Here is a 25,221-nt window from a genome sequence, read left to right on the forward strand (position 1 = left end):
AACCCCTGCCCGCAGCAGTTCCAACCGCCCCCGGTCAGAGCGCGGGAGCGACGTACCGCGGGCTCGGGTCGAGCGCGAGGACGCCCTCGACGTCGCGCGCCGGGTCCGCCGAGCCCGTGGTCCAGCCGCCCACGACACCCTCGGGCACGCCGTCGAGGAGCACACCCCACTCGCGCACGCGCTCGCCGAACCCGTTCCTCGACGTCGACTGCACGACCACCTGCGCCTCGCCCGCGCCGAGGTCGAGGTCCGCGCCGTCGCGCACGGCGTCGGCGTCCGCGCGCTGCACCACGACGAGCTTCTGGGGCAGGGCGTGCTCGCGCACGACACCGGCGACGACGTCGATCGCGGCGCCGAGCTCCGCGGCGTCGACCGTGCCGGCGGGCGTCCCCTCGCCGGGGCGGCGCGCGTCGACGTCGAGCGCGACGCCCACCGTCGTGCGCGCGAGGAGGTCGGCGTACTCCGCGACCTGCTCGTCGAACGTCGCCCGCCCGGGCTCGATCCGCAGGACGACGTGGACGCCCGCGGCCTCCGCGGCGTCCACGAGCGGCGCGAGCTCCTCCGCCGGGATCTCGGTCGAGTAGTCGCGGTCCGGGCCCGCGGACGACGACGCGCGCGTCGCCGGCACCTCGAGCACCGGGACGACGACCTCGTCCGGGGACACCTCGGCGTACGCGCCGGCGGCCTGCTGCGCGCGCTCGACGGCGGCCGACCGGGCCTCCTCCCCCACCGCGACCAGGCTGCGCGTGACCGCGTCGGCCCCGACCGCGACGTACCGCACGCCGTCGGCGAGCACGAGCTGCGATCCGCTCGGCAGCAGCGCGCCCGCCTCGGCGGTGCGCAGGCGCCACGCGAGGTCCTCCGCCTCGCCGAAGCTCTCGCCGATGCCCACGACGGCGAGCGCCTTGGCGGCCGCGACCGCGTCGACGACCTCGGCCGACGACCGCGGGTCCCCGCCCGGCACCTCGAGCGGCACGGCGCCGGCCGCGCGCGCGGTCGCGATCGCGGCGGACTGCGGCCCGCCCGCGGCGTCGAGGCTCCCGGGCTCGGTGAGCGCGAGCACCTCGGTCAGCGTCTCGGGCTCGCCACGCTCGGGCAGCGCCGCGCGGACGTCCTCGAGGTCGTGCGGGTCGACCGTCCCGTCGACCCCCAGCGCCCCCACGTCGAGCAGCACCCGGTCGACGCCGTCCACGTCGCCGAGCGTCGCGCGCCGGGGGGCCTCGTCCTCCGCGCCCTCCTCCTGCCCCGGGGGCGCGTCGGCCTCCCCCACCTCGACCACGGCCACGGTGCCGAGGCGACCGAGCTCGGTGCGCAGGCCGCCGTCGGAGATCGCGCCGCCGACGAGCAGGACGGGCGCGGCGAGCTCGACCGCGGCCGCGGCAGCCGTCGCACGCGCCTCCTCGTCGTCCGCGACGGCCAGGACGACGACCGGCGCGGACGTGAAGAACGCCTGGCTGCTCGTCAGCGCGAGCTCCGCGGGGTCGGTCGAGCCGAGCACGAGCACGTCGTCGGGCGGCTCGGCTGCCCGGGCGACGAGCGTCGCCTCGCTCGGGGTCGGTCCGTCCGCCTCCGCGGTCTCCGCGGCGCACCCGCCGAGCGCCGCGCCGGCGCCGAGCACGAGCGGGAGGACGACAGGGATGAATCGGACCTTCCGTGAGTTCACGCCCCCATCATCGCGCACCCTCGCGCACTCGCTCGACGCCGGATGTGGAGGACTCGTGACGACCGGCCCGTCGGGTGGACGCGCGTCGGAGCGCCCCTCGGCCCGACGACCCGACTCGGGGCGCGCCGGGCGAAGGCCGGGACTCGCGCGGGCTCGACCGGCATACTGGGCGGGCCGCAACCAACCGCCGAGGAGATCGCATGTCGACCCCCGACCAGCCTGACCAGAACCCGCAGCAGCCGGGCGCGACGCCGTCGGGTCCGCCCGCCTACGGCGCGCCCGAGCCGGGCCAGCCGCAGCAGCCGCCGCAGGCCCCGCAGCACGGCGCCCCGCAGGCGCCCCAGTACGGTGCCCCGCAGGCGCCGCAGTACAACGCCCCGCAGCAGGGCTCGCCGTACTCGGCCCCCGGCCAGGGCGAGGACCCCGGCAAGACGATGGGCATCGTCGGCCTCGTCCTGTCGTTCCTGGGCTGCCTCTCGATCGTCGGCCTGATCCTCAGCATCGTGGCCTACAACAAGTCGAAGAAGGCCGGCTACAAGAACGGCGTCGCGCTCGCCGGCATCATCGTCGGTGCCGTCGTGCTGGTGATCTCGATCATCGTCGCGATCGTCGTCGGCACCGCGTCGTTCGCCCTCATCGAGAAGTGCAACGAGCTCGGCCCGGGCACGCACTACGAGAACGGCGTCGAGTACACCTGCGGCTGACCGCCGGCGTGCACCGCACGTGACGAAGGCCCCCGCCGACGGCGGGGGCCTTCGTCGTCCTCACGCGGCGTCGTCGTCGGCCGCGCAGCGGAACCCGAGGTGCGTCGTCGCGCTGTCGTCCGACTGCGGCGACCGGGCCGCGGGGCGGTACCGCCGGCAGTACTCCGGCGCGCACAGGTGCGACCCGCCCTTGGTCACCCGCATGACCTGCGGCGACGTCGTCGGCGCCAGGAGGCTCGGGCGCGACCCGGCGTCGGGGCCGCCCGTGCCGGGCACGACGTGGCGCGGCGCGAACGTGTCGACCGTCCACTCCCACGTGTTTCCGATCATGTCGACCAGCCCGTACCCGTTGGGCGGGAAGGTCCCGACCGGCGACGTCCCGCCCCAGCCCGCGTCGAGGTAGGGGAACCGGCCCTGCCACGTGTTCGCCATGACACGGCCGCCGGGCGCGAGCTCGTCGCCCCACGCGAACTCCGCGCCGTCGAGGCCGCCGCGCGCGGCGCGCTCCCACTCGACCTCCGTCGGCAGACGGCGCCCGGCCCACGCCGCGTACGCCGACGCGTCCTCGAACGCGACGAGCACCACCGGGTGGTCGGGTCGGTCGTCGACGTCGGAGCCCGGCCCCTGCGGCGAGCGCCACGACGCACCGGGCTGCCAGCGCCACCACTGCCGCCAGTCGCGCAGGTCGACGGGGCCCGCGGTCGGGGTGAAGACGAGGCCGCCGGGCACGAGGTCCGCGGGGTCGGCGCCCGGGAAGTCCGCCGGGTCGAGCGCGCGCTCGGCGACGGTCACGTAGCCCGTGTCCGCGACGAACGCGGCGAACTGCGCGTTGGTCACGGGGTGCCGCTCGACGAGGAACGGCGCGACCTCACGGTCGTGCGCCGGCCCCTCCTCCGGGTAGTGGGCGTCGGACCCCATGCGGTACGTCCCACCCGGGACGGCGACGAGCTCCGTGAGGTCCACGCGGCCAGCATAGGTCGCCGGGCCCGCACGACGTGCCGCTACATCAGCCGGGTGGACTCGAGCGCCTTCGCGAGGTCGTCGTTGAACCCGATGAGCGGGACCCGGAGCACGAGCCCCAGGAGCAGGGCGGGCACGACGAAGAGGACGAGACATCCGAGCGAGATCCAGAAGTCACCCTCGTAGATCCCCGCGATCGCCGCGCGGACCGCGCTCGTCGCGTGCGTGACGGGGAGGAAGGGACTGATGTTCTGGAACCACTGCGGCAGGACGCTCAGCGGGTACGCCCCTCCCCCGGCCGAGATCTGGACGACGAGGAGGAAGACGGCGAGTGCCTTGCCCGCCTCGCCGAACGACAGGACCAGCGTGTACGTGATGAGCGAGAAGACGAGCGACATCACCCACCCCGCGAGGATGAGCAGGGCCGGGTAGACCGGTCGCACCCCGACGAAGCCGATGAGCCCCACGTACAGCAGCGAGCTCTGCAGCAGGGCGAGGACGGCGAAGATGCCGTAGCGCCCGAAGTACTCCTGAGGGAGCGTGAGGCCCGCCCCGAACGGGAGGCGGTCGCGCACGACGTCGACCCGGATCAGGACCGAGAGCAGCAGGGCACCGACCCACAGGCCCAGCACGGAGTAGAAGGGCGCCATCTGCGCCCCGAACGTGTCGACCTCGAACACCGGGATGGTCCGGAGCGCGACCGGCGTGGTCAGCTCGCCGGCGAAGGTCTGCGCGTCGGGGCCGATGATCGTGGTGAGCGCGCTGAGGTCGCCCGACTCCGAGGCGTCGCGCAGCGCGGACGCGACGCCGTCGAACCGGGCCGCTGCGGCCTCCAGGTCCTCGGAGATCGTCGACAGGGTGCCCTCGGCGGCGGTGAGCACGCCGGTGAGGGAGCCGGAGCCCTCGGACAGGGCGGCGACCGCGCCCGACAGGTCGTCGCCGATCGCGACGAACCCGCCGTTGACCGACGCGAGCGTCCCGGCGAGCTGCTCGAGCTGCGGCCGCAGGCTCTGGGAGTACGAGCTCTCGACCCCCTCGACGGCGCTCCTCGCCTCGTCGACGACCGCGATCACCTCGTCGCGCGTCGCCTGGCTGTCGACCTCGCCCTGGGTCAGGCGCGTGGCCGCCTCCTGGATGCGGTCGCGCAGCAGCTCCTGCCGGGCGAGGGCCCCGTCGATGCGGGAGACGACCAGCTCGAGCGCGTCCCGCAGCGCCGGGTCGGTCGCCGTGTCCGCCTGCGCCTGGAGCTCGTCGCGCAGACCCTGGTACGCCGCGATCTGCGCGTCGACCTGCCCGGCGAGCGTGTTCAGGGTGGCGACCGTCGCCTGGCTCTGCGAGCCCAGCGACGTGAAGAGCTGGTCCACCTGGGTGCCGAGCGCCCGATAGCTGTCCGCGCTCGTCGAGAACGCCGCGGCCAGGGACCCGGTCGCCGTCTCCAGCGTCGTGCCGAGGCGCCGTGCCGCGGTGGACCCGTCGCCGATCGCGCCGGCCGTCTCGCGCAGCGCCGAGTCCGAGGAGGTCGCGAGCGACGTCGCACCGGTCACGAGCGGCTTGCTCGCCGAGACGAGCAGGCCGAGCGCCTGCGCGCTGTCGGCGCCCGCACGGAGCTGGGAGGCGAGCGCCGCGGCGTTCGCCTCCAGCCGGGCGATGGCCGCGCGCGTCTCGGGGTCCTCGAGGTTGTCCGCGAGCGACGCGACGACGCCCAGCCCGACCTCGTTCAACGTCTTCGTGAAGGTCTCGTTGATCTGCACGGAGACGTCGGTCGCCGCCTCGCCCGTGATCTTCGGCGACAGCGCGTTCGTCTTCTCGTTCGTGTAGTAGTCGATCCGGGCCGAGGTGGCGCCCGGCACGAGGAACGTCATCATCTGCCGGCTGAAGTCCGGGGGGAGCACGAGAGCGGCGTAGTACTCCTCCGACTCGGTGCCCCGGACCGCCTGCTCCGGGCTCGTGAACACCCAGTCCAGGTCGGCGTTGGCGCGCAACGCCGACAGGACCTGGTCCCCGATGTTGATCCGCACGGGCAGGAGGCCGCCCTCGTACCCCTCGTCCGCATTGGCCACCGCGACCTTGAGGTCCTTCGTGTTGCCGAACGGGTCCCAGCTCGCGAGCACGTTGAACCACGCGAAGAACGAGGGGATGACGACGACCCCGAAGAGCACGACGAGCGCGATCGTGCTCCGCGTCGCCTGCCGCAGGTCGTGGCGGAAGAGCCGGGAGACGTTGTTCACGACCGCTTCCCGTGGTCCTGGAGCTCTGCCAGAGGCGTGTCCGACCGGGTCGCCCGCTCCTCCCGTGCCAGCGCCTGCCGCAGCGAGCTCTCGGGCATGTCCTCCACCTTCCCCGCGAAGACGATGTTCTGCCGGACGTACTCGATCGTCACGACGGTCCCGATCACGAGGAGGCACACGACGCCCCACAGGCCGAGGACGGTCGCCTTGGCGTCCGGCACGAACCAGGCGACGCCCAGGAGCACCACGCTCACCCCGACACCGATCAGGACCGCCAGGCGGATCACGGTCAGATGGCGCTTCATGAACCACTCGGCCCGGCGCGCCGTCTTCTCACGGAACCGCTGTCGGTCGCTCAGCGCCTGGACGATCTGGCTGAGCCGGCGCCGCGAGCCGAAGATCTGCACGTCCTCGCTGACGAAGAGTCCCGTCTCGGCCAGCTTGACGTTGAACAGCCGAGAGAAGTTGCCGAGCCGCAGCCGCAGGAACACGCCGAGGACGAAGGCCAGCACCGCGTACAGGCCGAGCACCGCGACGTAGCGCCAGTAGTAGCCGTCGTAGAACCCGCCGATGGTCTCGCGCATCGCGTCGATGCCGTACGTGAAGGGGAAGAACGGGAAGAGGGACCGGAAGAAGCCCGGCATCATCTCGATCGGGTAGATGCCGGACGCCCCGGGGATCTGCATGATCACCAGCAGGATCGCCACGCCCTTGCCCACGTAGCCGAGCGACATCGCGAGCGCGTAGATGATCGACACGTACACGAGCCCGGTGAAGACGCTCGTCGCGACGAACGCCGCGGCGCTGGCCGTCTGCACGCCGATCACGACGTCGCCGATGCTCACCAGGAGCGCCTGGAGCACGTTGAGCGACGCGAGGAGCATCCACCTCCCGAGGTAGGCCTGACGCACGGTGAGGCCCGGGACCCCCTCGGTGTCGGCCTCCTGTTTGAGGAGCACGACGAGCATGAACGCGCCGATCCACAGCGCGAGGTTGGTGAACAGCGGCGCCATCGCGGAGCCGTAGGTCGCGACGGGGAACAGGTTGTGCTGCTTCACCTCGACCGGCGACGACATGAACCGCGCGACCTGCTGCGGGTCGAGCTCCGTCACCGCGCTCAGCGTGCGCCAGATCTCCGCACTGCTGAGCGCGCTGAGGTCGGTCCGCAGCGTCTCGAGGTCCTGCTCGACGCCCAGCAGGTTGCCGTCGAGCAGCGTGACCGCGGAACGCGCCTGCTCCATCTGGGCCTCGAGCCCGTCGAGCAGCGTGACCGCCTCCCGCACGAGCTCTCGCTGGGCGTCGAGCGCGGTCGAGAACGCCCCGGCGCTCGCCGACAGCTCGGCCATGGTCCGGTTGATCTCCGGGACGGTGCCCGTCAGCGCGGTCTGGATCGACCCCGCCGAGGTCGCCGAGTCCTGCACGGCGCCGTTGAGCGCGCTCGCCGTCGCCTGGAGCGCGGTGGTCACGTCCGCGACGTCCTGGTTGAGCGTCGCCAGGTCGCCGAGGAGGTGCTGGTCCGACGCGTTGCGCTCCCTCAGCAGGTCCACCGCCTCGCTCAGCTCGCTGTACCCGGGGTCGGCGGGGTCCATGGTCGCGAGCTGCGCCTCCAGCTCGGCGAGCACCTCGGCGCTGGCGTCCGCGATCGCGTCCGCGTCGTCGATCGCGGTGCCGATCGCGAGGTTCGCGTTCTGCACGCCCGCCGACAGCGTGGTGACGGCGACGTTGAGCCGTGCCGACGCCCCGGACAGGAGCGTGGCGCCCGACACGTAGGCGGTCGTCACCGAGTCGGTGAACGAGACGAGGTCCTGCTGGGCGTCGTCCACGAGCGCCTGGGCCTGGGCGATCGACGCCTGGACGTCGCCGATGGTCTCGTCGACCTCGGTGAGCGCGCTCGTGGCCTCGGTGAGCGCGACCCCGGCGTCGGTGAGCGTGACCTGGAGGTCCGCCAGGCCGCCGCGCGCGGCCTCCAGCTCCGCCACGGTGTCGTCGAGCGCGTCGAGCGTCGTCGTCCTCGCGTCGAGCAGGCGTGCCCCCGTGTCGACGCCGGCCTTCTCGAGGTCCTCCGCGACGGTCTCCGCGACGGTCGAGACGAACGTCGCGTTCACCTGGGAGTCGAGGGTCGACGCCCCGACGCCGGTGATCTTCGGGGCGATCGCGTTCGCCTTCTCGTTGACGTAGTAGTCGAGCTCCGGGCGGACGAACCTCCCCGTCGTGATGCTCAGCAGGTCCGCGCTGAAGGTGGGCGGGATGACGATGGCGGCGTAGTAGTCGCCGGACCTCACCCCGCGCAGCGCCGCGTCCTCCCCGACGAACCTCCAGCCCAGCTGGTCGTTCGCCTTGAGCTGGTCGACGATCTTGGCGCCGACGTCGACCTCGCCCGTCATCTCCGTCGACGCACCCTCGTCGAGGTTGACGACCGCGACCTTGACGTGCTCCGTGTCCGAGTACGGGTCCCAGAACGCGAGGATGTTCACCCACGCGTACATGGACGGCATGATGACGAGCCCGATGACGATGGCCCAGACCTTCGGCGCGTGGAGGATCCTCCCGACGTCGCGGCGGAACACCTTCAGGGCGTTGCGCATCGTTCCTCCTCGTCGCCCGCGGTCCGCGGCGCGCATTCGGACGTCGCCTGGTCGCCTCCCGGACATTGGTGTTCCCTGACAACGGACACTGCGTTTCCGTGGTGCACGGGTTCCTTCCTCGGGGCATCAGTGTGTCTCGGTCCTCCCGAAAACTCTCGGCCGACCCGTGACGGCGCACAAAGATCACCCGGCACATCACCCTGGCATCCCCCGCCCGCGCCCGCGTCGTGCCTCAGACAAGGGACGGGTGGTCCGGCTCGGGCGCGCGCGGGTGAACTTCACGCGGTGCACCACGCCCGACAAAGACCGGTGCTACCGTCGCAAGGCGCGGGACATTTTCGACGGCGCGCACCGTCAATACCGACGGTGCTGCGCACCGCACGAGGCGACGACTCGTCAGGTCTTTTGTCCGGGCGACGGAAATGCACCGCGCAATGTGATCCGAGAGCGGAGAATTATTCAGGAGGACGTCATGCGCCCACGGGCCGACCGGCTCGACGCCGACGTGTCCCTGGACGCCGACGCGTCCCGGGCCGAGGCGACGGCGCCGTAGGCCCCCGTGGTCGTCCCGCGGCGTCCGGGCGGATCGCGCCGCCTCGCCCGCACCCCGGCCGCGCGCGATCCCGGACGGACGCGCCTGACCACTGCCGCGGTCGTGTCGGCAGGCGTCCTGTGCAGCGCCGTCCTGGCGCTGGAGGTCGTGCGCCGTCTGCACGCCCACCCCGGCCTCCTGGCCATGGCGGTGTTCCTGTCGGTCCAGGCGAGCACCGTCGTCCAGGACCGCACGCCTCGCGCGCGCCGGCACGGCCCTGCTCCTGGTCCCGACGGTCACCGCGTCGATCGCCGTCGCCGCGGTGCTGTCCCCGCACCGGCCCGCGGTGCTCGCGGGCTTCGTCCTGCTGACCGGCGCCGCGACCTGGGTCCGCCGGTACGGGCCCCGCGCCGCCGCGATCGGCACGCTCGCGTTCATGGGCTACCTCTTCACGCTGTTCGTCCGACCCACCGCGCACGAGCTGCCGGCGTTCTGCCTGATCGCCGTCGGCGCGGTCGCGACCCAGGCCGTCGCGCGCGCCGCCCTGCGGTTCGAGCACCCTCGCCGCACGCTGCTCGCCCTCCTCGCCGACCTGCGCAGCGCCTCCGCGGCCGCGCTCCGCAGCGCCGCCCGTCCGGCCCGCGCGGGCGTGCTGCGCACCCGGCTCGCCCGGATCGACGCGGTCGGCCGCGCCCTCACGGCGTGGCAGCGGGACTACCCCACCGCCGACCACGTCGGCTGCAGCGAGCGGTCGCTCGCCCTGCTCGTGCTCGACGCCCGCGTCTGCACCGAGGAGACCTGCGACGAGCTCGTCCGCGCCGCCGGAGCGGCGAGCACGGGACGCGACGCCCCGGCCGCGCTCGCCCACCTGGAGACCGTGCTCGCCCCGCGCGCGTCGAGCGCCCGCGTCGAGGCCGCGACGGCGTGGGCCACCCGGGCGCTGTCGTCGCAGGGGCGACCCGTCAGGGACGACGTCCTGGAGTACCTCGTCGCGCGGAGCACGCTCGCGCACGCCAAGCTGCGCCGGGCCGAGCAGACGCCCGGCACCAGGACGCTCCCCCACGACGCTCCCGCGTCGTCGACGGCCCGCCCGCGGTCCGACGTCGGCGCACCGCCACGACCCGCGCGCGCGGCGCCCCGCTGGACGCCGTGGCGGCAGTGGGCACCGACCAGTCGGCTCGCGGTGCAGGCGATGGTCGCGGCGACGGCGGCGGTCGCGGTCGGCGAGGCCATCTCCGCGAGCCGGTGGTACTGGGCGGTGACGAGCGCGTTCGTCGTCTTCGCCGGGACGACCACGCGGGGCGGGGTCCTCACGCGCGCGTACCGGCGGGTCGCGGGGACGGCGGGCGGGATCGTCGTCGGCGTCGGGGCCGTCCTCCTGTCCGGCCAGCACACGAGCGTCCTCGTCGGGATCAGCGTCGTCGCCGTGTTCGGCATGCTCTACCTCGGCCCCGTCCGCTACGTCTACACCCCGTTCTTCATGACGGTCGTCGTGGTCGCGGTCTACGCCATGCTCGGCGACCTCCGCCACGACGTCCTCGAGCTCCGCCTCGAGGAGACCCTGGCGGGAGCGGTCATCGGCGTCCTGTGCGCCTACGCGATCCTCTCGGCGAGCTCGCACCCCGACCTCGTGGGGAGGGTGCGCGCCTGCTTCCGCGCGCTCGACGCGCTCCTCCAGGTCGGGGACCGCACGTTCGGCGGGCGCGGCGACGGCCACGAGGCCCTCGCCGCCCTCCACGAGCTCGAGGCGGCGAGGGACGACGTCGAGGCGACCGTCGAGGCGATGTCGGCCGCACTGCTGGGCCGGCACGAGTCGGCGCTGGAGGCGGTCCGCCTCCTGGACGTCGTGACCCGCGCCTGCGGCGTGCTCGCGCAGGCCGTGATGCGGCGCGGGGCGCACGGGGACGGGAGCCCCGCCGACGGCGACCGCGTCGTGCAGGACGCGATCGCCGCCGTCCGGCGCGCCGCGGACGACGCCCGCGACCGGTTCGACCGCGTGGGGGACGGCGGGTCCGCGCGGTCCGCGCCGCTCGTCTCCCGGGTCCACCGGCTGCCGTCGGACGCGACCGGGTCCCAGACGGCGGCGCTCTTCGCCCTGGCACGGGTCGAGTGGGCCCTGCGACGCCTGACGCAGCCCCGGCCCACCCGCGCGCCCGGGCGGAGCGGGTGATCGCCGGGGTGACCGCCGGGGTGATCTTCCCCTGGTTCGCGGGCAGGAGCTCCGCACGTTGGCCATCATCGGTGGCACAGGCGCGCCGACGACCGACGCCGCCGGCACGGTCGCCGGAGCGCGGCCGCGCGTCCGACACCACGAGAGGGACCTTCGTGAGCACCAGTTCCGGAACGATCCGCACGGTCAACGGCATCCGCACCGCCCTCGGGGTGAGCGGGCTCGTCAGCGCGATCCTCGGCGTCCTCATCCTCGTGTGGCCGGGGCGGACCGCCATGGTCGTCACCGCCATCGTCGCGGCCTACGCGGTCATCGCGGGCCTCATCCACCTCGGGATCGGGATCTTCAGCGGCGGCAGGGGCGGGTGGGCGCGCGTCGGCCGGACCCTCCTCGGTGTCGTGTTCGTCGTCGGGGGGATCCTGGCGTTCCTCAACCTCGGCCAGACCACCACCTACCTCGCGGAGTTCCTCGGGATCCTCGTCGGGGTCCTGTGGATCGTCGAGGGCGTCGTGGACCTGACCTCGCTGCGCGACGCCGCCTCGAAGCCGGTCTCGATCCTGTTCGCGGTCCTGTCGATCGTCGCGGGCGTCGTCCTGCTCCTCACGCCGCTCTGGGGCGCCACCATGCTGTGGTGGCTCCTGGGCCTGTCGCTCGTCGTCCTCGGTCTCGTCAACATCGTGCGCGGCTTCCGCTACGGGACCGGGGTCGGGGTCGCCCGGTGAGCACGCTCGACGGCCTCTACAACTTCCGCGACACGGGCGGGCTCCCGCTCCAGGACGGCGGCTACAGCCGCCCGGGCGTGCTGTACCGGTCGGACGCGCTGCGGAACCTCACCGACGAAGGGGTCGCCCAGCTCGCCACCACCGAGATCGGCGTGGTCGCCGACCTCCGCACCCCCGCCGAGCGCGCGGCCGCACCCGACCGGCTCCCGAGCACGCGGACGATCGACACGGTCCGGCCGGCGATCACCCAGGGTGCCCTCGCCGAACAGCTCGGCGCCCTGGTCGACCCGGCCCGTGCGCCGTCGCCCGACGCCGTCCGTGCGGGCCTCGAGGCGCTGCCCGCGCTGGGCGACCTGTACGTCGGGATGCTGCAGGGGTCGGCCGCGGCCTTCGCCGAGGTCGCCCGCGTCGTCGCGGCCTCGCACGACGGCGCCCCGACGGCCGTCGTCGTCCACTGCACCGCGGGCAAGGACCGGACCGGCGTCGCCGTCGCGCTCCTCCTCGACGCCGTGGGGGTCGAGCGCACGGCGATCGTCGACGACTACGCCGTCTCCCAGCGCAACCTCGCGGGCCCGTGGGCGGACGGCATGCTCCACATGATCGAGTCGCTCGGCATCCCCGTGACGCCGCAGCTGCGGACGCTCGCGACGGAGACGCCCCCGTCCGCGATCACGCAGGCGCTCGCGTGGCTCGACGCTGCCGGCGGGAGCGCCCGGTACCTCATGTCGGGCGGCCTCACGCCCCGTGAGCTGAGCACCGTCCGGCGCCGCCTCGCCGGGTAAGGCCTCCTCGTCCGCGCCGCCGGGCTCGGCCGCCGGCCGCGCCTCAGTCGCGGCCCGAGGGCCCCGCGCCCTCGTCCCGCGCCCCGTCGGCAGCGCCCGCGGCGCGGTCGCGGGTCCACCACGGCAGGACGACGAGCGACGCGACGAAGAAGCAGAGCGCGCCCACGAACGTCCCGCCGTTCGCCAGGGAGCTGCTGATCGCCGACCCGTCCGGCAGGATGAACGCCCCGACCGCGGAGGCCCCGAACGCGACGCACCCGAGGTAGTTGACGACGACCGACCACCACCCGATCCGCCCCGGGTCCCACCACGTCGAGGTGGCGCGCGCGTAGGCCACGAACGCGAGGTTGGCGCTCACGAGGAACGCCACGGACCCTGCGGCGTCCGGGTTCCACACGTACTCGGTCTCGGCGGTGCGCGACCGGGCGTACAGCGCGGCCGTCGTGCTCACGTTGAACATGATCGTGCCGAAGGACTGGGTGGCCGCGGTGAGCCACTCGGCCCGCACCATCCGCCCGGGCGCGTAGCTCACGGGGACGCTCACCGCCCCGCTGAGGATGAGCTGGGCGAGACCGGCCGCGGTGAAGAAGATCGCCCCGACGAAGTAGAGGAGGTTCGCGACCGAGGCGCCGGCCCACGACCCGAACCCGGGCGCCGAGCCGATCGCGAACAGCGCCGAGCCGATCATGAAACCCCAGCACTGCTTGGTCAGGGTCGGGACCAGGAACGGCCGTGGTCCGACGGACGCGGTCACGATCGCTTCGCTCATGGCGAGGGCTCCCCTCGGTGGGCCGGCAGACGGGTGGGTCGGGACGACCGCGGGGCGAGGGCGGCGAGACCGCCCTCGCCCCGCGGGTGCCGGCTCAGTGGTGGAAGTGCGAGCCGCTCGACGCCTCGCGCGGGAGCGGCGCGTCGAGCGAGTCGAGGAACTGCACCTCGCCCTTGATGTCGGCCAGGAGCGCCGAGGCCAGGTCGCGGCTGAGCCCGACCTTGACGACGATGCGCTGGAGGACCACGTCGGACATGTCGTCCGCCATCGGGTACGCCGGGACGAGCCAGCCCTTCATGCGGAGCCGGTCGGCGAGGTCGTACAGGGACCACTTGTCCGTGTACCCGTCCTTGAGGATCCAGGCGAACACGGGGATCGTGTCGCCCTTGCTCATGAGCTCGAACGGCCCCATCTCGGCGATCCCGCTCGAGAGATAGGTCGCGACGTCGATCGAGTTCTGCTGGACCTCGCGGTAGCCCTCTCGGCCGAGGCGCAGGAACTGGTAGTACTGCAGCAGGACCTGCGCCCCCGGCCGGGAGAAGTTCAGCGCGAGCGTCGGCATGTCCCCGCCGAGGTAGCTGACGTGGAAGATCATGCTCTCGGGGAGCACCGCGGTGTTGCGCCAGACCACCCACCCGACGCCCGGGTACACCAGCCCGTACTTGTGGCCCGAGGTGCTGATCGAGTTCACGCGGTCGATCTGGAAGTCCCAGACGAGGTCCGGCTGGCAGAACGGCGCCACCATCGCGCCGGACGCCCCGTCGACGTGGATCTTGACGTCGAGCCCCGTCTTCGCCTCGATCTCGTCGAGCTTCTTCGCGATCGCCTCGACGGGGTCGTACAGCCCGGTGAAGGTCTGGCCCAGGATCGCGACCACGCCGATCGTGTTCTCGTCGACGTAGTTCTCGAGGTCGTACCCGTCCAGCACCAGGTGCTCGCGCGAGACGGGGACGTACCGGGGCTCGATGTCCCAGTAGTTGCAGAACTTCTCCCAGACGACCTGCACCGCGGCGGACATGATGAGGTTCGGCCGCTCGGTCGACTTCCCCTCGGCCTTGCGCTTCTCCTGCCAGAGGCGCTTCAGCGCGAGCCCGCCGAGCATGCACGCCTCGGACGAGCCGATCGCGGACGTCCCGATCGTGTCCGTGGGGTCGGGCACGTGCCACAGGTCCGCGAGGATTCGCCAGCAGCGGTCCTCGATCGCAGCCGTCGCCGGGTACTCGTCCTTGTCGATCATGTTCTTGTCGGCCGACTCGCTGTAGAGCTTGAGCGCGTGGTCGTCCATCCACGTGGAGACGAACGTCGCCAGGTTCAGGCGCGAGTTCCCGTCGAGGATCGCCTCGTCGTGCACGATCTGGTACGCCGTCTCGGGAAGGCTCGGGCCGGCAGGCATCGTGAACTTGTCGAACTCCGTCGCCTCTCCCGGCCGCACGAAGACGGGGTTGACGCTCAGCGTCGGGTCGATGTTCGTCGTCTGGCGGGCCTTCGTGGTGTTGGCGGTCATGCTGTCCTCCTGGTGCTTCGTGGGGGGCGGTCGTAGGCCACCGGTCCCGTGGTGCGCCTCCCACCGCGTGTGCCGGGACCTCGGCTCCGCTGCTCTCGGTCGCCTCGCCGTCGACGAGGCACCTGGGCCGCGGTCACAGCGTGTTCTTGACGACCTGCCCTCCCTTGACGATGAGCCTGAAGTTCGTGTCGGGGTCGGCGATCACGGAGAGGTCGGCGAGGGGGTCGCCGTCGACCAGGACCATGTCCGCCCACGCACCCTCGGCGATGACGCCCAGCCGTCCGGCGCGGTAGGTGTTCCGCTCGCCCGCGAGCTCGAACAGCTCCGCGTTGCCCGACGTCAGCATCCGCAGCGCCTCGGCGTTGCTGAAGAACTCGCCCATGCGCGCCGCCATCAGGCTCTGCCGGGCCGCCGACTGCGGCTCGAGCAGCAGGTCGGTGCCCCAGGCGGTCTTCACGCCGTACTTCCTCGCCCACTCGTACACCTGCTCCGTCCCCGTGCAGATCTGCGCGTTCTTCGCGGCGCGCGCCGGGTCCGGGTAGTGGTGGTCCGCCTCCGCGAACGGCTGCATCGAGAGCCACGTCCCGGTCTCCCCGACGAGGCGGATCGTGTCCTCGTCCGCCAGGTGACCGTGCTCGATCGACCGGACGCCGGCGTCGATCGCGCGCCGGATGCCGTCCACGGTGTACACGTGCGTGGCGACGTAGGTCCCGTAGTCGGAGGCGGCCTGCACGGCGGCCTGGATCTCCTCGGGGGTGTACTGCAGCGTGCTCAGCGGGTCGTACATCGAGGCCGCCCCGCCGCCGAGCGTGAGCTTGATCTGGCTCGCGCCCTGCCGTAGCTGCTCGCGCACCGCGGCGAGGACGTGGGGCACGCCGTTGGCGACGCGCGTGAAGTGGAGGTCGTCGGTACGGCTCGGTCGCCCGCCGAACTCCTGGGGCACGTCGTAGACGAACGCGAAGTCCGCGTGCCCGGACGTCTGCGAGATCATCGCCTGGCTCGGGAAGATGCGCGGCCCCTCGAACACGCCACGGTCGACGAGCGCCTTGACGGGCGCCGTGTCGCCGCCCATGTCACGCACCGTCGTGAACCCGCGCAGGAGCATTCGCCGCGCCTCCGCGATGGTGTTGCCGTACAAGGCCCCCGTCGGCCCCTGGAGGAAATCCATCATCGTGTTGGCGTTGCCCATCAAATGCGCGTGGGCGTCGCTCAGGCCCGGCATGAGAAACTTTCCCGCCCCGTCGATCTCGACGACGCCGTCGGACTCGTGACCCCCGACGGGCGACTCCGACACCGCGACGACGTGCTGCCCCTCGACCAGAACGTCCGCATTGTCTAAAGTCTTTTCGCGCACGCCGTCGAAGACTCGGACATTCCGAATGATCATTCGCTGGGACGCCGCCGTTGGAGGGCTCATGCGGCGATGCTAACCAGCACCTCGGGCGCACCGGACGGTGAACCCGCGATTTCCCCCGCTCCCTCACACGGGGCGCCACCCGGCCTTTCACCCGCTCTTTCACCCGGCATTCCCTTTCCTGGACATGCTGACCGGCATTTCCCGTGGTACGACTGAGTTCCGATGACCGACGTGCGGCCGGGAGGGCCGACCTGGAGGTTGTGACGGACGATGTCGAACGACGTTCGTGACGGCGGGCGGCGCTGTCCGCACCGTCGTGCGGGGGCCGGGCCAGCGGGCTCGCCGGCCGCTGGCAGGGGGCGAGGGACGCCGTGAACCTCAACGACCCCGTCGCGGCGCGCGCGGCGCTCGAGCAGGCGATGGCCTCCGGCTCGCCCGAGGCGATCGCGGCGGCCGCGATGACGAACCTCTGGCCGCTCTACAGCTCGCACCACGACCTGCTCATGCGGGCGGTCGAACGACTCCCGTCACCGGTGCTCGACCGGTACCTCGCGCTCCGCATCGTGCATCCGATGACGCCGCTCCTCGCCCTGACCCACCGCCCCTTCAAACCCCTCATCGACCCCGACGAGGCGCGCACCCTGAGCGCGGAGGAGTTCGACTTCCTCGCCGTCGCCCAGATGGTCGCGTTCCGCCTCAGCGGGGACGTGGCGGCAGCAGCGGTCTGCGCCCAACGTCTCCTGGAGCGACTCGCGAGCGTCGACGCCGAGTGGCACCAGCGGACCGACGGGCCGCTGTGGTTCGCGCACCTCCAGGTCGGCTCGACGTACCTGCTCTCCGGCGACTCGCGCCGCGCGCTCCTGGAGTTCGCGAGGGCCCGAGAGCTCGGTCGGCACTCGATCCAGCCGGACGCGGAGCGGTTCGCGCTGAGCCGTCTCGCTCTCGCCCACGCGCTGCGCGGGTCGCTGGACGACGCGCGGGCCGCGCTCGACGAGGCGGCGCGCGAGCCCGACCCGTCCCCGGCGCACGAGCGGTCCGTGCAGGCGACCGAGGCCACCACCGAGGCTCTCATCGCCGTCGACCGGATGAGCGATGACCTGGAGCTGCGGCTCGCACGGCTCGAGCCGTACCACAGCGTGGAGATGACGTGGCCGTTCACGCTCCTCGCCCGGGCGCGCGCCCTCGTCTCCCAGCACCGGCCGAGCGAGGCGATCGAGGTGACCGAGCTCGCTCAGGAGTCGCACCCGCGCCAGCACGGCTCGGTCGCGAACGACATCGTCGCGGCGGTGTCCGTCGAGGCGCTGCTCGCGATGGGCGACGAGGTCACCGCACGCCGCCTGGCGGACGACCGCGCCCGCTGCGGGCCGATGACCCGTCTCGCCTCCGTCCGGGTCGACCTGCACCTGGGCCGTCTCGACGCCGCGACGAGGGACCTGCGGCGACTCGCCGGCGAGTCCCCGCTCGGGCCCCGACTGCACGCCGAGCACGTCATGCTCTCGGCGTGGCTCGAGCTCGCGCGCAACGGGAGGGTCAGCCACCACACGGCGCTGGCCGTCGCTCGCGCGGCGAGCACGGGCCACGTCCGCCGGCTGATCGCGTCGATGCCCCGGCAGCTCCTCGACGCGGTCCGCGAACGCCTCGACGACCAGACCGGGCCCCAGCTCGACCGGTCGGTCGACGGCCTCGAGCTGCGCGACCTGCCGAACCGCTCGACCCTGACGGAGAGCGAGCGGCGCGTGCTCTACGCGCTGCCGCTCCACAGCACCGTTGCCGACCTGGCGAGCCAGTTCCACGTCTCGCCGAACACGATCAAGTCGCAGCTCAAGTCCATCTACCGCAAGCTCGGGTGCTCCACGAGGAACGAGGCGATCGAGCTCAGCGCGCTCTTCCTCACGAACGTGACCGACGACCGCGCCGTCCGGACGTCCTGACGATCCCGTCGGCCCGTGCCGCCCGCGGCCGAGGCACGACGTCTGCGACACGACACAGGCGCCCCAGGAACGACGAAGGCCCCGGACCGTGAGGTCCGGGGCCTTCACCCGGTGGAGCTAGGGGGATTCGAACCCCCGACCTTCTCATTGCGAACGAGACGCGCTACCAACTGCGCCATAGCCCCTCGAGCGGTGTACAGATTAGCACCCCGAGGGCGGGGTCGTGCAAACCGGCCGCCCTCGGGGGGTCTACTGCCCGGCCGCCCGGCGGCGGGCGAGGATCTCGTTGAGGTCGAGGCCCAGCGTCTCGGTCGAGGGCTTGCGCTCGTCGCCCTCGGCAGGGGTCGGCGCGCCGGACGACGCGTCGCCGACGGGCACCGTCGCGACCACGGGGTCGGCGGCGGGACGCGCGGACGAGACGACGTCGTCGTCCGTGAGCGGGGCGGGCTCGCGGCGAGGTGCCGTGGGCTTCATCGTGTACGTCGGCGGCGGCACGGGCACCGGGTCCCAGGCACGGCCCGAGGGCACGTGGTCCTCGGCCGCGGTCCCGGCCTCGGCGGCGTCGACGACGTCGGCGCGGGCGACGGTCGGCGACGGCTCGTGCGCGGCGTCGCGCGCCGGGGCAGCCTCGCCCGCCGGAGCAGGCTCCTCGGAGCCGGAGCCCTCGGCCTCCGGCGCGCTCGGCGCGGTCACCGCCTCGCGCGGCGCGGACGCGGGCCCTGCGGAGCGCGCGGCGTCGGCGGTCGCGGCCGCGTTCGCGCGCGCCAGGTCCTTCGGCGTGACGCGCGGGATCATCTGCGTGCTGACCTGCGAGCCGTGCACGGCGCGACCGGTGACGCGCGGACGCGCACCCCGGGGCGCGGGCGGCGCACCCAGGACGGTCCCGCGCGCGGCCCGCGCGGCCGCACGACGCTCGGCCAGCCACGCGGCGTCGGAACGCTGCGCCGCGAGCACCGCACGACGGCCCAGCACGAGCACGAGCCCGAGGAGCGCCGTCGGGACGGCACCTGCCCACCACGGCACGTACCCGAGCGCGGCGACGACCCACACGGCGACGCTCGCGAGCAGGAGCACGACCGTGAGCGCGAGACGGCGGCGCGCCGCGGCGGCACGCCGCTCGAGGAGGGCGAGGCGGGACTGCTCCGGAGCCGGCTGGCGGCGCGGCGGTGCCCCGCGCGAGGGTGACGCGCTGACGGTGCTCCCCATGGCGTGCGTTCCCTCCTCGTCGTGCGCCCGGCCCGTGGGCCGGTCCTTCGTGCCCGCGCCCTCGAGCAGGGCACGACCCCCGTCGCCCGGCCCGGAGGCGATCGACGCGACGGCGGTCACCCCGTCGAGCCGCGCGTCCCACGGGTCGATCCCCCCGCCGCCCGGGCCGGCGACGGCCAGGACCCGCAGGGAGCCGGAGAAGCGGTCGTCCGTGCGCGCCTCCAGCAGCTGCTGCCGGTGACGCACCCGGTGCGGGACGTAGAAGCCGACCCACAGCAGGACCACCGCGAGCGCGACGATCCCCGAGGCCGATTCCACATCACGACCGTAGGCGAGGCGTGCGGCCGCGGTCCGCACGCTCTCCGGCGTGTCGGGCGGCTCAGATGGTCTCGCGCCGCGACGCCTGCCAGCGCGCGAGGAGCCCGTCGGGCACCTCCTCGCTCGTGATGGCGAAGGTCCGGTGGTCGCGCCAGGCGCCCTGGATGTGCAGGTACCGCTCGCGCACGCCCTCGTCGCGCAGGCCGAGCTTCTCCACGACGCGCAGGCTCGGGCCGTTCTCGGGGCGGATGTTGATCTCGATCCGGTGCAGGCCGAGGACCGCGAAGCAGTAGTCGGTCGCCATGGCGACGGCCGTCGGGATCACCCCGCGGCCCGCGACGTGCTCGCTCACCCAGTAACCGATGCTCGCGCCGCACAGCGAGCCGTAGGTGATGGACGAGACGGTGAGCTGGCCGACGAGCTCGCCGTCCAGCTCGACCGCGAACGGCAGGGACGACCCGGCGCGCGCCTGGGCGGACAGCACGCGGACGTACTCCGCGAACGTCGGCGGCCCGCCCCCGGAGCCCGGGCGGGGCGACGTCCCCTCCCAGCGCTCGAGCCACTCGGCGTTCTGCGCGCGCAGGCGCATCCACGCGGTCGCGTCCCGGCGGCGCAGCGGCCGCAGGACGACGGAGCCGCCCAGCGTGTCGTCCCGCAGCGTCACGGGCCACGGCTTGGCGACGGTCCAGCCGCGCGTGATCTTGTGCGTCATCCGGCGGTGAACCGTCCTCGGGCTGTCGGTCGGCACGGGCGGGCGCCCGTCCCTCGGTGCACAGGGTGACACCACCGGGTGCCCGCGCGCCACCGACCGGTGACGCAGGCACCCGGTGGTGCCGGCCGTGCTGTCAGCCGAGCGTGACGACGACCTTCGCCTCGGTGCCCGCGGGCAGCGCGGGGATCGGCGTCGCCGGGTCGTGCTCGACGCCGTCGACCGTCACGGACCGCACGCCCTTCGACACGTGGTCGGGGTTGCGGACCTCGATGTCGTAGACGGCGCCGCGCCACTCGCGGCGCACCTCGAACCCGTCCCAGTCCCTCGGGATGGACGGGTCGACGACGAGGCCGTCGAGCGCGAGCCGCACACCGAGCACGTACTTGGTCACGGCCGTGTACATCCAGCCGGCCGTGCCGGTGAGCCACGGGTTCTGCGCCTTGCCGAACCACTCGTGGTCGCGGCCGTAGAGGAACTGGACGTACGCGTACGGCTCGGCGCCGCGGACCTCGATGTTGTCGTTCTGGTGGTACGGGAGGATCGCGTCGTAGAACTGGACCGCCTCGTCGCCGCGCCCGAGCAGCGCCTCGGCGATGATCGGCCACGCGTTGGGGTGGGAGAAGATCGCGGCGTTCTCCTTGATGCCCGGGTACACGCGCGTGACGAACCCGACCGTGTCGTCGACCTTCGTGAACGCCGGCCAGTTGAGGTGGTTGCCGTACTCCGAGCCGAGGAGCTCGCGGACCGCGTCCATCGACGCCTCGCCGCGCTCCTGGGTCGTGATGCCCGCGATGACGGGCCACGCCTGGTGCTCGAGGAAGATCTTGCCCTCGTCGTTCTCGGCGGAGCCGATCTTCACGCCGTCGCGCGTGTACCCGCGGATCCACCAGCGACCGTCCCAGAGCTGCGCGTCCGCGACCTTCGCGATGCGCTCGCGCTCCGCTGTGAACCGCACGACGTCCGCCTCGGCGCGCTCGTCGCCCGCCGCGGCGAGCGGCTCGGCCACCTCGAGGAAGGCGCCGATCGCCCACGCGTGGAGGAACGTCACGAGCGACGTCTCGCCGCCGCCCAGGTTGAGGCAGTCGTTCCAGTCGGCGCGCAGTCCCAGCGCCACGCCGTTCTGGCCCACCTGCTGCGCGGAGAACTCGAGCGCGCGCACGAGGTGGTCGTAGACCGTCGCGGGCGTGCCCTCGGCGAACGGGATCTCCAGGTCGAGGAACGCGCGGTCGCCCGTCTCCTTGACGTACTCCACGACCGACGGCACGAGCCACAGGTGGTCGTCCGAGCACGTGTCCTCGAGACCGTGGATGAGGTCCTTCGGGTCGACGGTCGGCACGATCGTCGGCGACGGGACGTCGGGCAGCTTCTCCGCGTCGGGGTCGAAGGCCTTGGGGTCGAACAGGTGCAGGCCGTAGCCGGCCTCCGTCTGGGCCCGCAGGAGCTCGACGATGCGCTGGCGCGTCTTCGTCGGGTTCGAGTGGATGACGCTCATGACGTCCTGCGCCGTGTCGCGGTAGCCGAGCCCCGCACGACCGCCCACCTCGACGAACGACGCGAACCGCGACCACACGACGCACGTCTCCGCCTGGAGCAGCGTCCACGCGTTGATCATCGTGTTCATGCCCTCGTGGGGCGTGCGGATGCGCAGCTTGTCCTGCTTGGCGCGCCAGTAGTCGCGCAGGCGCGCGCGCTCGCGGTCGACGGCCGCGACGTCCGAGTACTTCGCCCGGACCGCGCGCCCGGCCGCGTCGCGCGAGCCGTAGCCGAGCATGAAGACGAGGCGCTTGGTCTCGCCCGGCGCGAGCGTCACCTTGTGCAGCAGCGCGCCGCAGTGGTTCTGCGTCGTCGCGCTCGCGTTCGAGCCCTCGCCCCGCTCGATCGCGACCGGGTTGCTCTCGGTGCGGTACGGGCCGACGAAGCTGTCGCGCAGCGAGTCGTACGACGACGGCGTCTCGCTCGACGCGAAGTAGTGGTACGTCCAGGGCTCGTAGTAGAAGTCGTACTCGATGATCCCGTCCTCGTACGAGGAGCCGGACGCGTAGAGCGACATCTGCAGGTTCTGGTTGTCGATCGTGATCGTGTGGAACGAGAACTCCACGTACGACCCGACGGTGAGCTCGCGCACCTCGTCCGTCGTGTTGGTGACGCGCACGTCCCACAGCTCGACGTCGTCGTCGAGCGGGATGAAGACCGTCTGCTCGGCGTCGATGCCCTTGTACTCGGCGCGGAAGGTCGTGTAGCTCAGGCCGTGGCGCGTGGTCCAGCGCCCCGCGCCGCCGGCCGGGTCGAGCTCCTCGCCCGGCCCGACGAACGGCTTGCCCACGGGCTGCCAGGACACCGACCAGTAGTCGCCGTCCGCGTCGTCGCGCAGGTAGACGTAGTGGCCGGGGCGGTCGAGCGGCACCCCGTTCTGGCGGAAGCGCGTGATCCGCCCGTACTGCGAGCTCTTGTGGTACGAGTACCCGCCGCCGTGGTGGGACAGGACCGTGCACATGTCCCGCGTGCCGAGGTAGTTCGTCCACGAGACGGGGACGTCGGGGCGCTCGACGACGTACTCGTCGTGCGCGGTGTCGAAGTGGCCGTAGCGCATCGTTGCTCTGGTTCCTGTCCTGGGGTGGTCTGGGGGCTGGGTGCAGGAGGGTGCCGGGTGGGTGCCGGGCGGGGCGCCGGCGTCAGACGCCGGCGGTGACGAACCCCTGGAGCCACTCCAGGAGCTCGGCGGCCTTCTCGGGGGTGTCCGCCTCGACGAACATGCGCAGGACGGGCTCGGTGCCGGAGAACCGCAGGAGCGCCCAGTTGTCGTTCTCGAGGAGGATCTTGGTGCCGTCGAGGTGCGAGACGGACACGACGGGGTACGGCCCGACGTGCGTGAGCGGCTGCGCCTCGAGCCGGCGCGGCACCTCGACGCGCATCTCCGGGGTGGCCGGCACGCCCGCCTCGAGCGTGTACAGGCGGCCGGTGATCTCGTAGAGCATCGCGCGCAGCTCGGAGATCCGCTTGCCGGTGCGGGCGAGCATCTCCGCCACGAGGGCGCACGCGAAGATGCCGTCCTTGCCGAGGATCCAGCCGCGGATCGTCAGGCCGCCGGACGACTCGCCGCCGAGCACCGCCCCGATCTCCGCCATGCCCGCCGTGACGTGCTTGAACCCGACCTTGACCTCGCGCGACTCCTCGCCGAAGTGGGCCGCGAGCCGGTCGAGGAGGTGCGTCGTCGCGAGGTTGCGCACGACGCCGCCCTTCTCGCCGCGGACCTCGTGCAGGTACCAGTACAGGAGGAGGAGCAGGTCGTTCGTCGAGATGTACTCGCCCGTCTCGTCGACGATGCCGATGCGGTCGGAGTCGCCGTCGGTCGCCATGCCGAGGTCGTAGCGCCCCCCGCCCTGCCGGATCATCGTCACGAGCGTGCTCAGGCGCTGGAGGTCCGGCGCGGGCGCGACGCCGCCGAAGAGCGGGTTGTGCGTCGCGTGGATGAACTCCGACCGCACGCGCATGTCCGACAGGATCGTGCCGAGCGTGAGCTGGCTCGTGCCGTACATCGGGTCGACGACGACCTGGAGGTCCGAGCCGCGCACCGCCTCGACGTCGATGATCTCCTCGATCGCGTCGACGTACGGGTCGGTGAGGGACCGGTCCACGACCACGCCCGCGCGGCGCGCCACGTCGATGTCGAGCGTGATGACGTCGTCCACGGACAGGGCGTTGGCCTCGTCCTGGTAGCGGTCGGTCTCGTCGTCGAGCGGGAGCGAGCCGTCCTGGCGGAAGACCTTCATGCCGTTCCACTCGGGCGGGTTGTGGCTCGACGTGACGATGATCCCGTAGGCCGCGCCGAGGTAGGGGGCGGCGAACGTGACGAGCGGCGTGGGGACGTCGTCGGGCAGGAGCGTCACCGCGATGTTGTTGCCCGCGAACACCTCGGCCGCGGCCACGGCGGACTCGCGCGAGAGGAAGCGCCGGTCGCCGCCGATCACGACGCCCTTGCCGTCGAGCCCGCGGCGGATCGTCTCGTTCGCGATGGCCTGGCACAGGCGCCGCACGTTGGCGAGCGTGTAGCCCTCGCCGATGACGGCACGCCAGCCGCCCGTGCCGAACACGATCTTGGTGTCCGTGTTCTTCGTCGGCACGAACAGGCGCTTGAGCACGATGTCCGCCGCCTGGGCGAGCTCGTCCGGGGTGTTGATGCCGCGCACCTCGTCGACGTCGACGATCCGGTACGACGCGATGCGCTTGCCCGCGCCGATGACGCGGCGCGCGAGCTCGGTGAGCCGGTGCTCTCCCCCGGTCACCATGCGCTCGAGCTCGCCGAACAGCAGGCTCGGCGCCGCGACGTACGCCCCGACGTTGATCTCGGTGAGCGGCTCCGCGGCGGTGCCGTCGACCTCGGACGACTCGAGGATCGCGGTGATCTCGCCCTCGGCGCGCACGACGCGCCCGTAGCCGTCCGGGTCGTCGACGACGGCGGACAGGAGCGACAGGTCGGCGCGCGTGAGGGTGTGGCGCGTGAGGAGCCCGAGCAGCGACTCCGAGCGCAGCAGCGGGGTGTCCGCGTAGGCGACGAGCACCGGGTCGTCGGCCCCGGGCCCGAGCACCGAGGCGATCGCCTCGCGCGCGGCGAGCACGGCGTCCCCCGTGCCGAGCGGCTCCGCCTGCTCCACGAACACGACGTCCTCGCCGAGGAGCTCACGCACCGTCGGGTCGTCCGGCGACACGACGACGACGATCCGGCTCGCGTCGACCACGCGCCGCACGTTCGCGACGGCGAGCTCGACGACGGTCGCGTCGCCGAGGGGCCGCGTGAGGAGCTCGCGCGACGCGGCGTCGTGCCCGGCGGCCAGCACGACGGCGGCCCGTCCGGTCCGGGGGCGGACGCCCCCGCGCGGGGTGGTGGCGGTGGGCTGGGCAGGCGTCGTCGCGGTCATGGCGTCCTCACTGGTCGGCACTCCGACGGCCTCGCGACGCATTTGTCAGGAGTCCGTACTACTGGCTCGACCCCGATCATAGGCACCGCCGACCCGTCCGCGGAACCCGTCCGGCGCACGACGGGCACAAGGTCACCCCGCGTCGCGTCCACGGGGACCGCC

At 72.9% G+C, this 25,221-nt stretch carries 16 protein-coding genes and 1 tRNA gene; 5 read left to right on the plus strand and 12 right to left on the minus strand.

What is annotated here, in order from left to right:
- Positions 1–34 precede the first annotated feature (34 nt).
- Positions 35–1,663: a hypothetical protein gene (locus tag GJV82_RS00235; protein ID WP_155097834.1), complete on the minus strand. Its 1,629-nt coding sequence runs from the start codon at positions 1,661–1,663 to the stop codon at positions 35–37.
- A gap of 200 nt (positions 1,664–1,863) precedes the next feature.
- Between GJV82_RS00235 and GJV82_RS00240 the strand changes: the two genes are divergently transcribed.
- On the plus strand, positions 1,864–2,367 hold the full coding sequence (locus GJV82_RS00240) for a DUF4190 domain-containing protein (RefSeq protein ID WP_115943127.1): 504 nt from the start codon (positions 1,864–1,866) through the stop codon (positions 2,365–2,367).
- A 60-nt stretch (positions 2,368–2,427) separates the two neighbouring features.
- Here GJV82_RS00240 and GJV82_RS00245 read toward each other — a convergent pair whose 3' ends face one another.
- From GJV82_RS00245 to GJV82_RS00255, 3 genes are all read right to left on the minus strand, one after another.
- A complete protein-coding gene (locus GJV82_RS00245) occupies positions 2,428–3,285 on the minus strand; it encodes a formylglycine-generating enzyme family protein (RefSeq protein WP_225872971.1) in 858 nt (285 codons plus the stop codon).
- A gap of 83 nt (positions 3,286–3,368) precedes the next feature.
- Positions 3,369–5,555: a YhgE/Pip domain-containing protein gene (locus GJV82_RS00250; RefSeq protein WP_024841236.1), complete on the minus strand. Its 2,187-nt coding sequence runs from the start codon at positions 5,553–5,555 to the stop codon at positions 3,369–3,371.
- Positions 5,552–8,140: a YhgE/Pip domain-containing protein gene (locus tag GJV82_RS00255; RefSeq protein WP_155097836.1), complete on the minus strand. Its 2,589-nt coding sequence runs from the start codon at positions 8,138–8,140 to the stop codon at positions 5,552–5,554. Before GJV82_RS00255 ends, GJV82_RS00250 begins: the two co-directional genes overlap by 4 nt.
- Positions 8,141–8,994: 854 nt before the next feature.
- Here GJV82_RS00255 and GJV82_RS00260 point away from each other — a divergent pair.
- The 3 genes from GJV82_RS00260 to GJV82_RS00270 all read left to right on the plus strand — a co-directional run bounded on the left by GJV82_RS00260 (position 8,995) and on the right by GJV82_RS00270 (position 12,346).
- Positions 8,995–10,842 (plus strand): FUSC family protein, encoded by a 1,848-nt coding sequence (locus GJV82_RS00260; RefSeq protein WP_155097837.1) that lies wholly within the window; start codon positions 8,995–8,997, stop codon positions 10,840–10,842.
- 155 nt (positions 10,843–10,997) lie between these two features.
- A complete protein-coding gene (locus GJV82_RS00265; protein WP_024841239.1) occupies positions 10,998–11,564 on the plus strand; it encodes a DUF308 domain-containing protein in 567 nt (188 codons plus the stop codon).
- A complete protein-coding gene (locus GJV82_RS00270) occupies positions 11,561–12,346 on the plus strand; it encodes a tyrosine-protein phosphatase (RefSeq protein ID WP_196217153.1) in 786 nt (261 codons plus the stop codon). Before GJV82_RS00265 ends, GJV82_RS00270 begins: the two co-directional genes overlap by 4 nt.
- A gap of 43 nt (positions 12,347–12,389) precedes the next feature.
- Here the strand turns inward: GJV82_RS00270 and GJV82_RS00275 are convergent, their stop codons facing one another.
- From GJV82_RS00275 to GJV82_RS00285, 3 genes are all read right to left on the minus strand, one after another.
- The gene (locus GJV82_RS00275) at positions 12,390–13,115 is read right to left on the minus strand and encodes a hypothetical protein (RefSeq protein WP_155097839.1); all 726 of its coding nucleotides are present in this window, start codon (positions 13,113–13,115) and stop codon (positions 12,390–12,392) included.
- A gap of 94 nt (positions 13,116–13,209) precedes the next feature.
- The gene (locus tag GJV82_RS00280; protein WP_024841242.1) at positions 13,210–14,619 is read right to left on the minus strand and encodes a glutamate decarboxylase; all 1,410 of its coding nucleotides are present in this window, start codon (positions 14,617–14,619) and stop codon (positions 13,210–13,212) included.
- Between the two features lie 133 nt (positions 14,620–14,752).
- Positions 14,753–16,036 carry a metal-dependent hydrolase family protein gene (locus tag GJV82_RS00285; protein ID WP_225872957.1) on the minus strand — a complete coding sequence of 428 codons (1,284 nt, stop codon included), beginning with the start codon at positions 16,034–16,036 and terminating at the stop codon, positions 14,753–14,755.
- Positions 16,037–16,347: 311 nt separating this feature from the next.
- Between GJV82_RS00285 and GJV82_RS20570 the strand changes: the two genes are divergently transcribed.
- On the plus strand, positions 16,348–17,907 hold the full coding sequence (locus tag GJV82_RS20570; protein ID WP_155097840.1) for a LuxR C-terminal-related transcriptional regulator: 1,560 nt from the start codon (positions 16,348–16,350) through the stop codon (positions 17,905–17,907).
- Between the two features lie 112 nt (positions 17,908–18,019).
- Here the strand turns inward: GJV82_RS20570 and GJV82_RS00295 are convergent.
- The 5 genes from GJV82_RS00295 to GJV82_RS00315 form a co-directional block, all read right to left on the minus strand.
- Positions 18,020–18,092: transfer RNA gene (locus GJV82_RS00295), tRNA-Ala, on the minus strand.
- A 64-nt stretch (positions 18,093–18,156) separates the two neighbouring features.
- Positions 18,157–19,431, minus strand: a complete 1,275-nt coding sequence (locus tag GJV82_RS00300; RefSeq protein ID WP_155097841.1) for a hypothetical protein — start codon at positions 19,429–19,431, stop codon at positions 18,157–18,159.
- Between the two features lie 61 nt (positions 19,432–19,492).
- Entirely contained in the window at positions 19,493–20,143 is a 651-nt protein-coding gene (locus GJV82_RS00305; protein ID WP_155097842.1) for a GNAT family N-acetyltransferase, read from the minus strand.
- A 133-nt stretch (positions 20,144–20,276) separates the two neighbouring features.
- Positions 20,277–22,733: a GH36-type glycosyl hydrolase domain-containing protein gene (locus GJV82_RS00310; RefSeq protein ID WP_155097843.1), complete on the minus strand. Its 2,457-nt coding sequence runs from the start codon at positions 22,731–22,733 to the stop codon at positions 20,277–20,279.
- Between the two features lie 82 nt (positions 22,734–22,815).
- On the minus strand, positions 22,816–25,059 hold the full coding sequence (locus GJV82_RS00315) for an NTP transferase domain-containing protein (RefSeq protein WP_155097844.1): 2,244 nt from the start codon (positions 25,057–25,059) through the stop codon (positions 22,816–22,818).
- Positions 25,060–25,221: the final 162 nt, after the last annotated feature.

It is taken from the genome of Cellulosimicrobium composti, from assembly GCF_009711085.1.
Taxonomy (GTDB): Bacteria; Actinomycetota; Actinomycetes; order Actinomycetales; family Cellulomonadaceae; genus Cellulosimicrobium; species Cellulosimicrobium composti.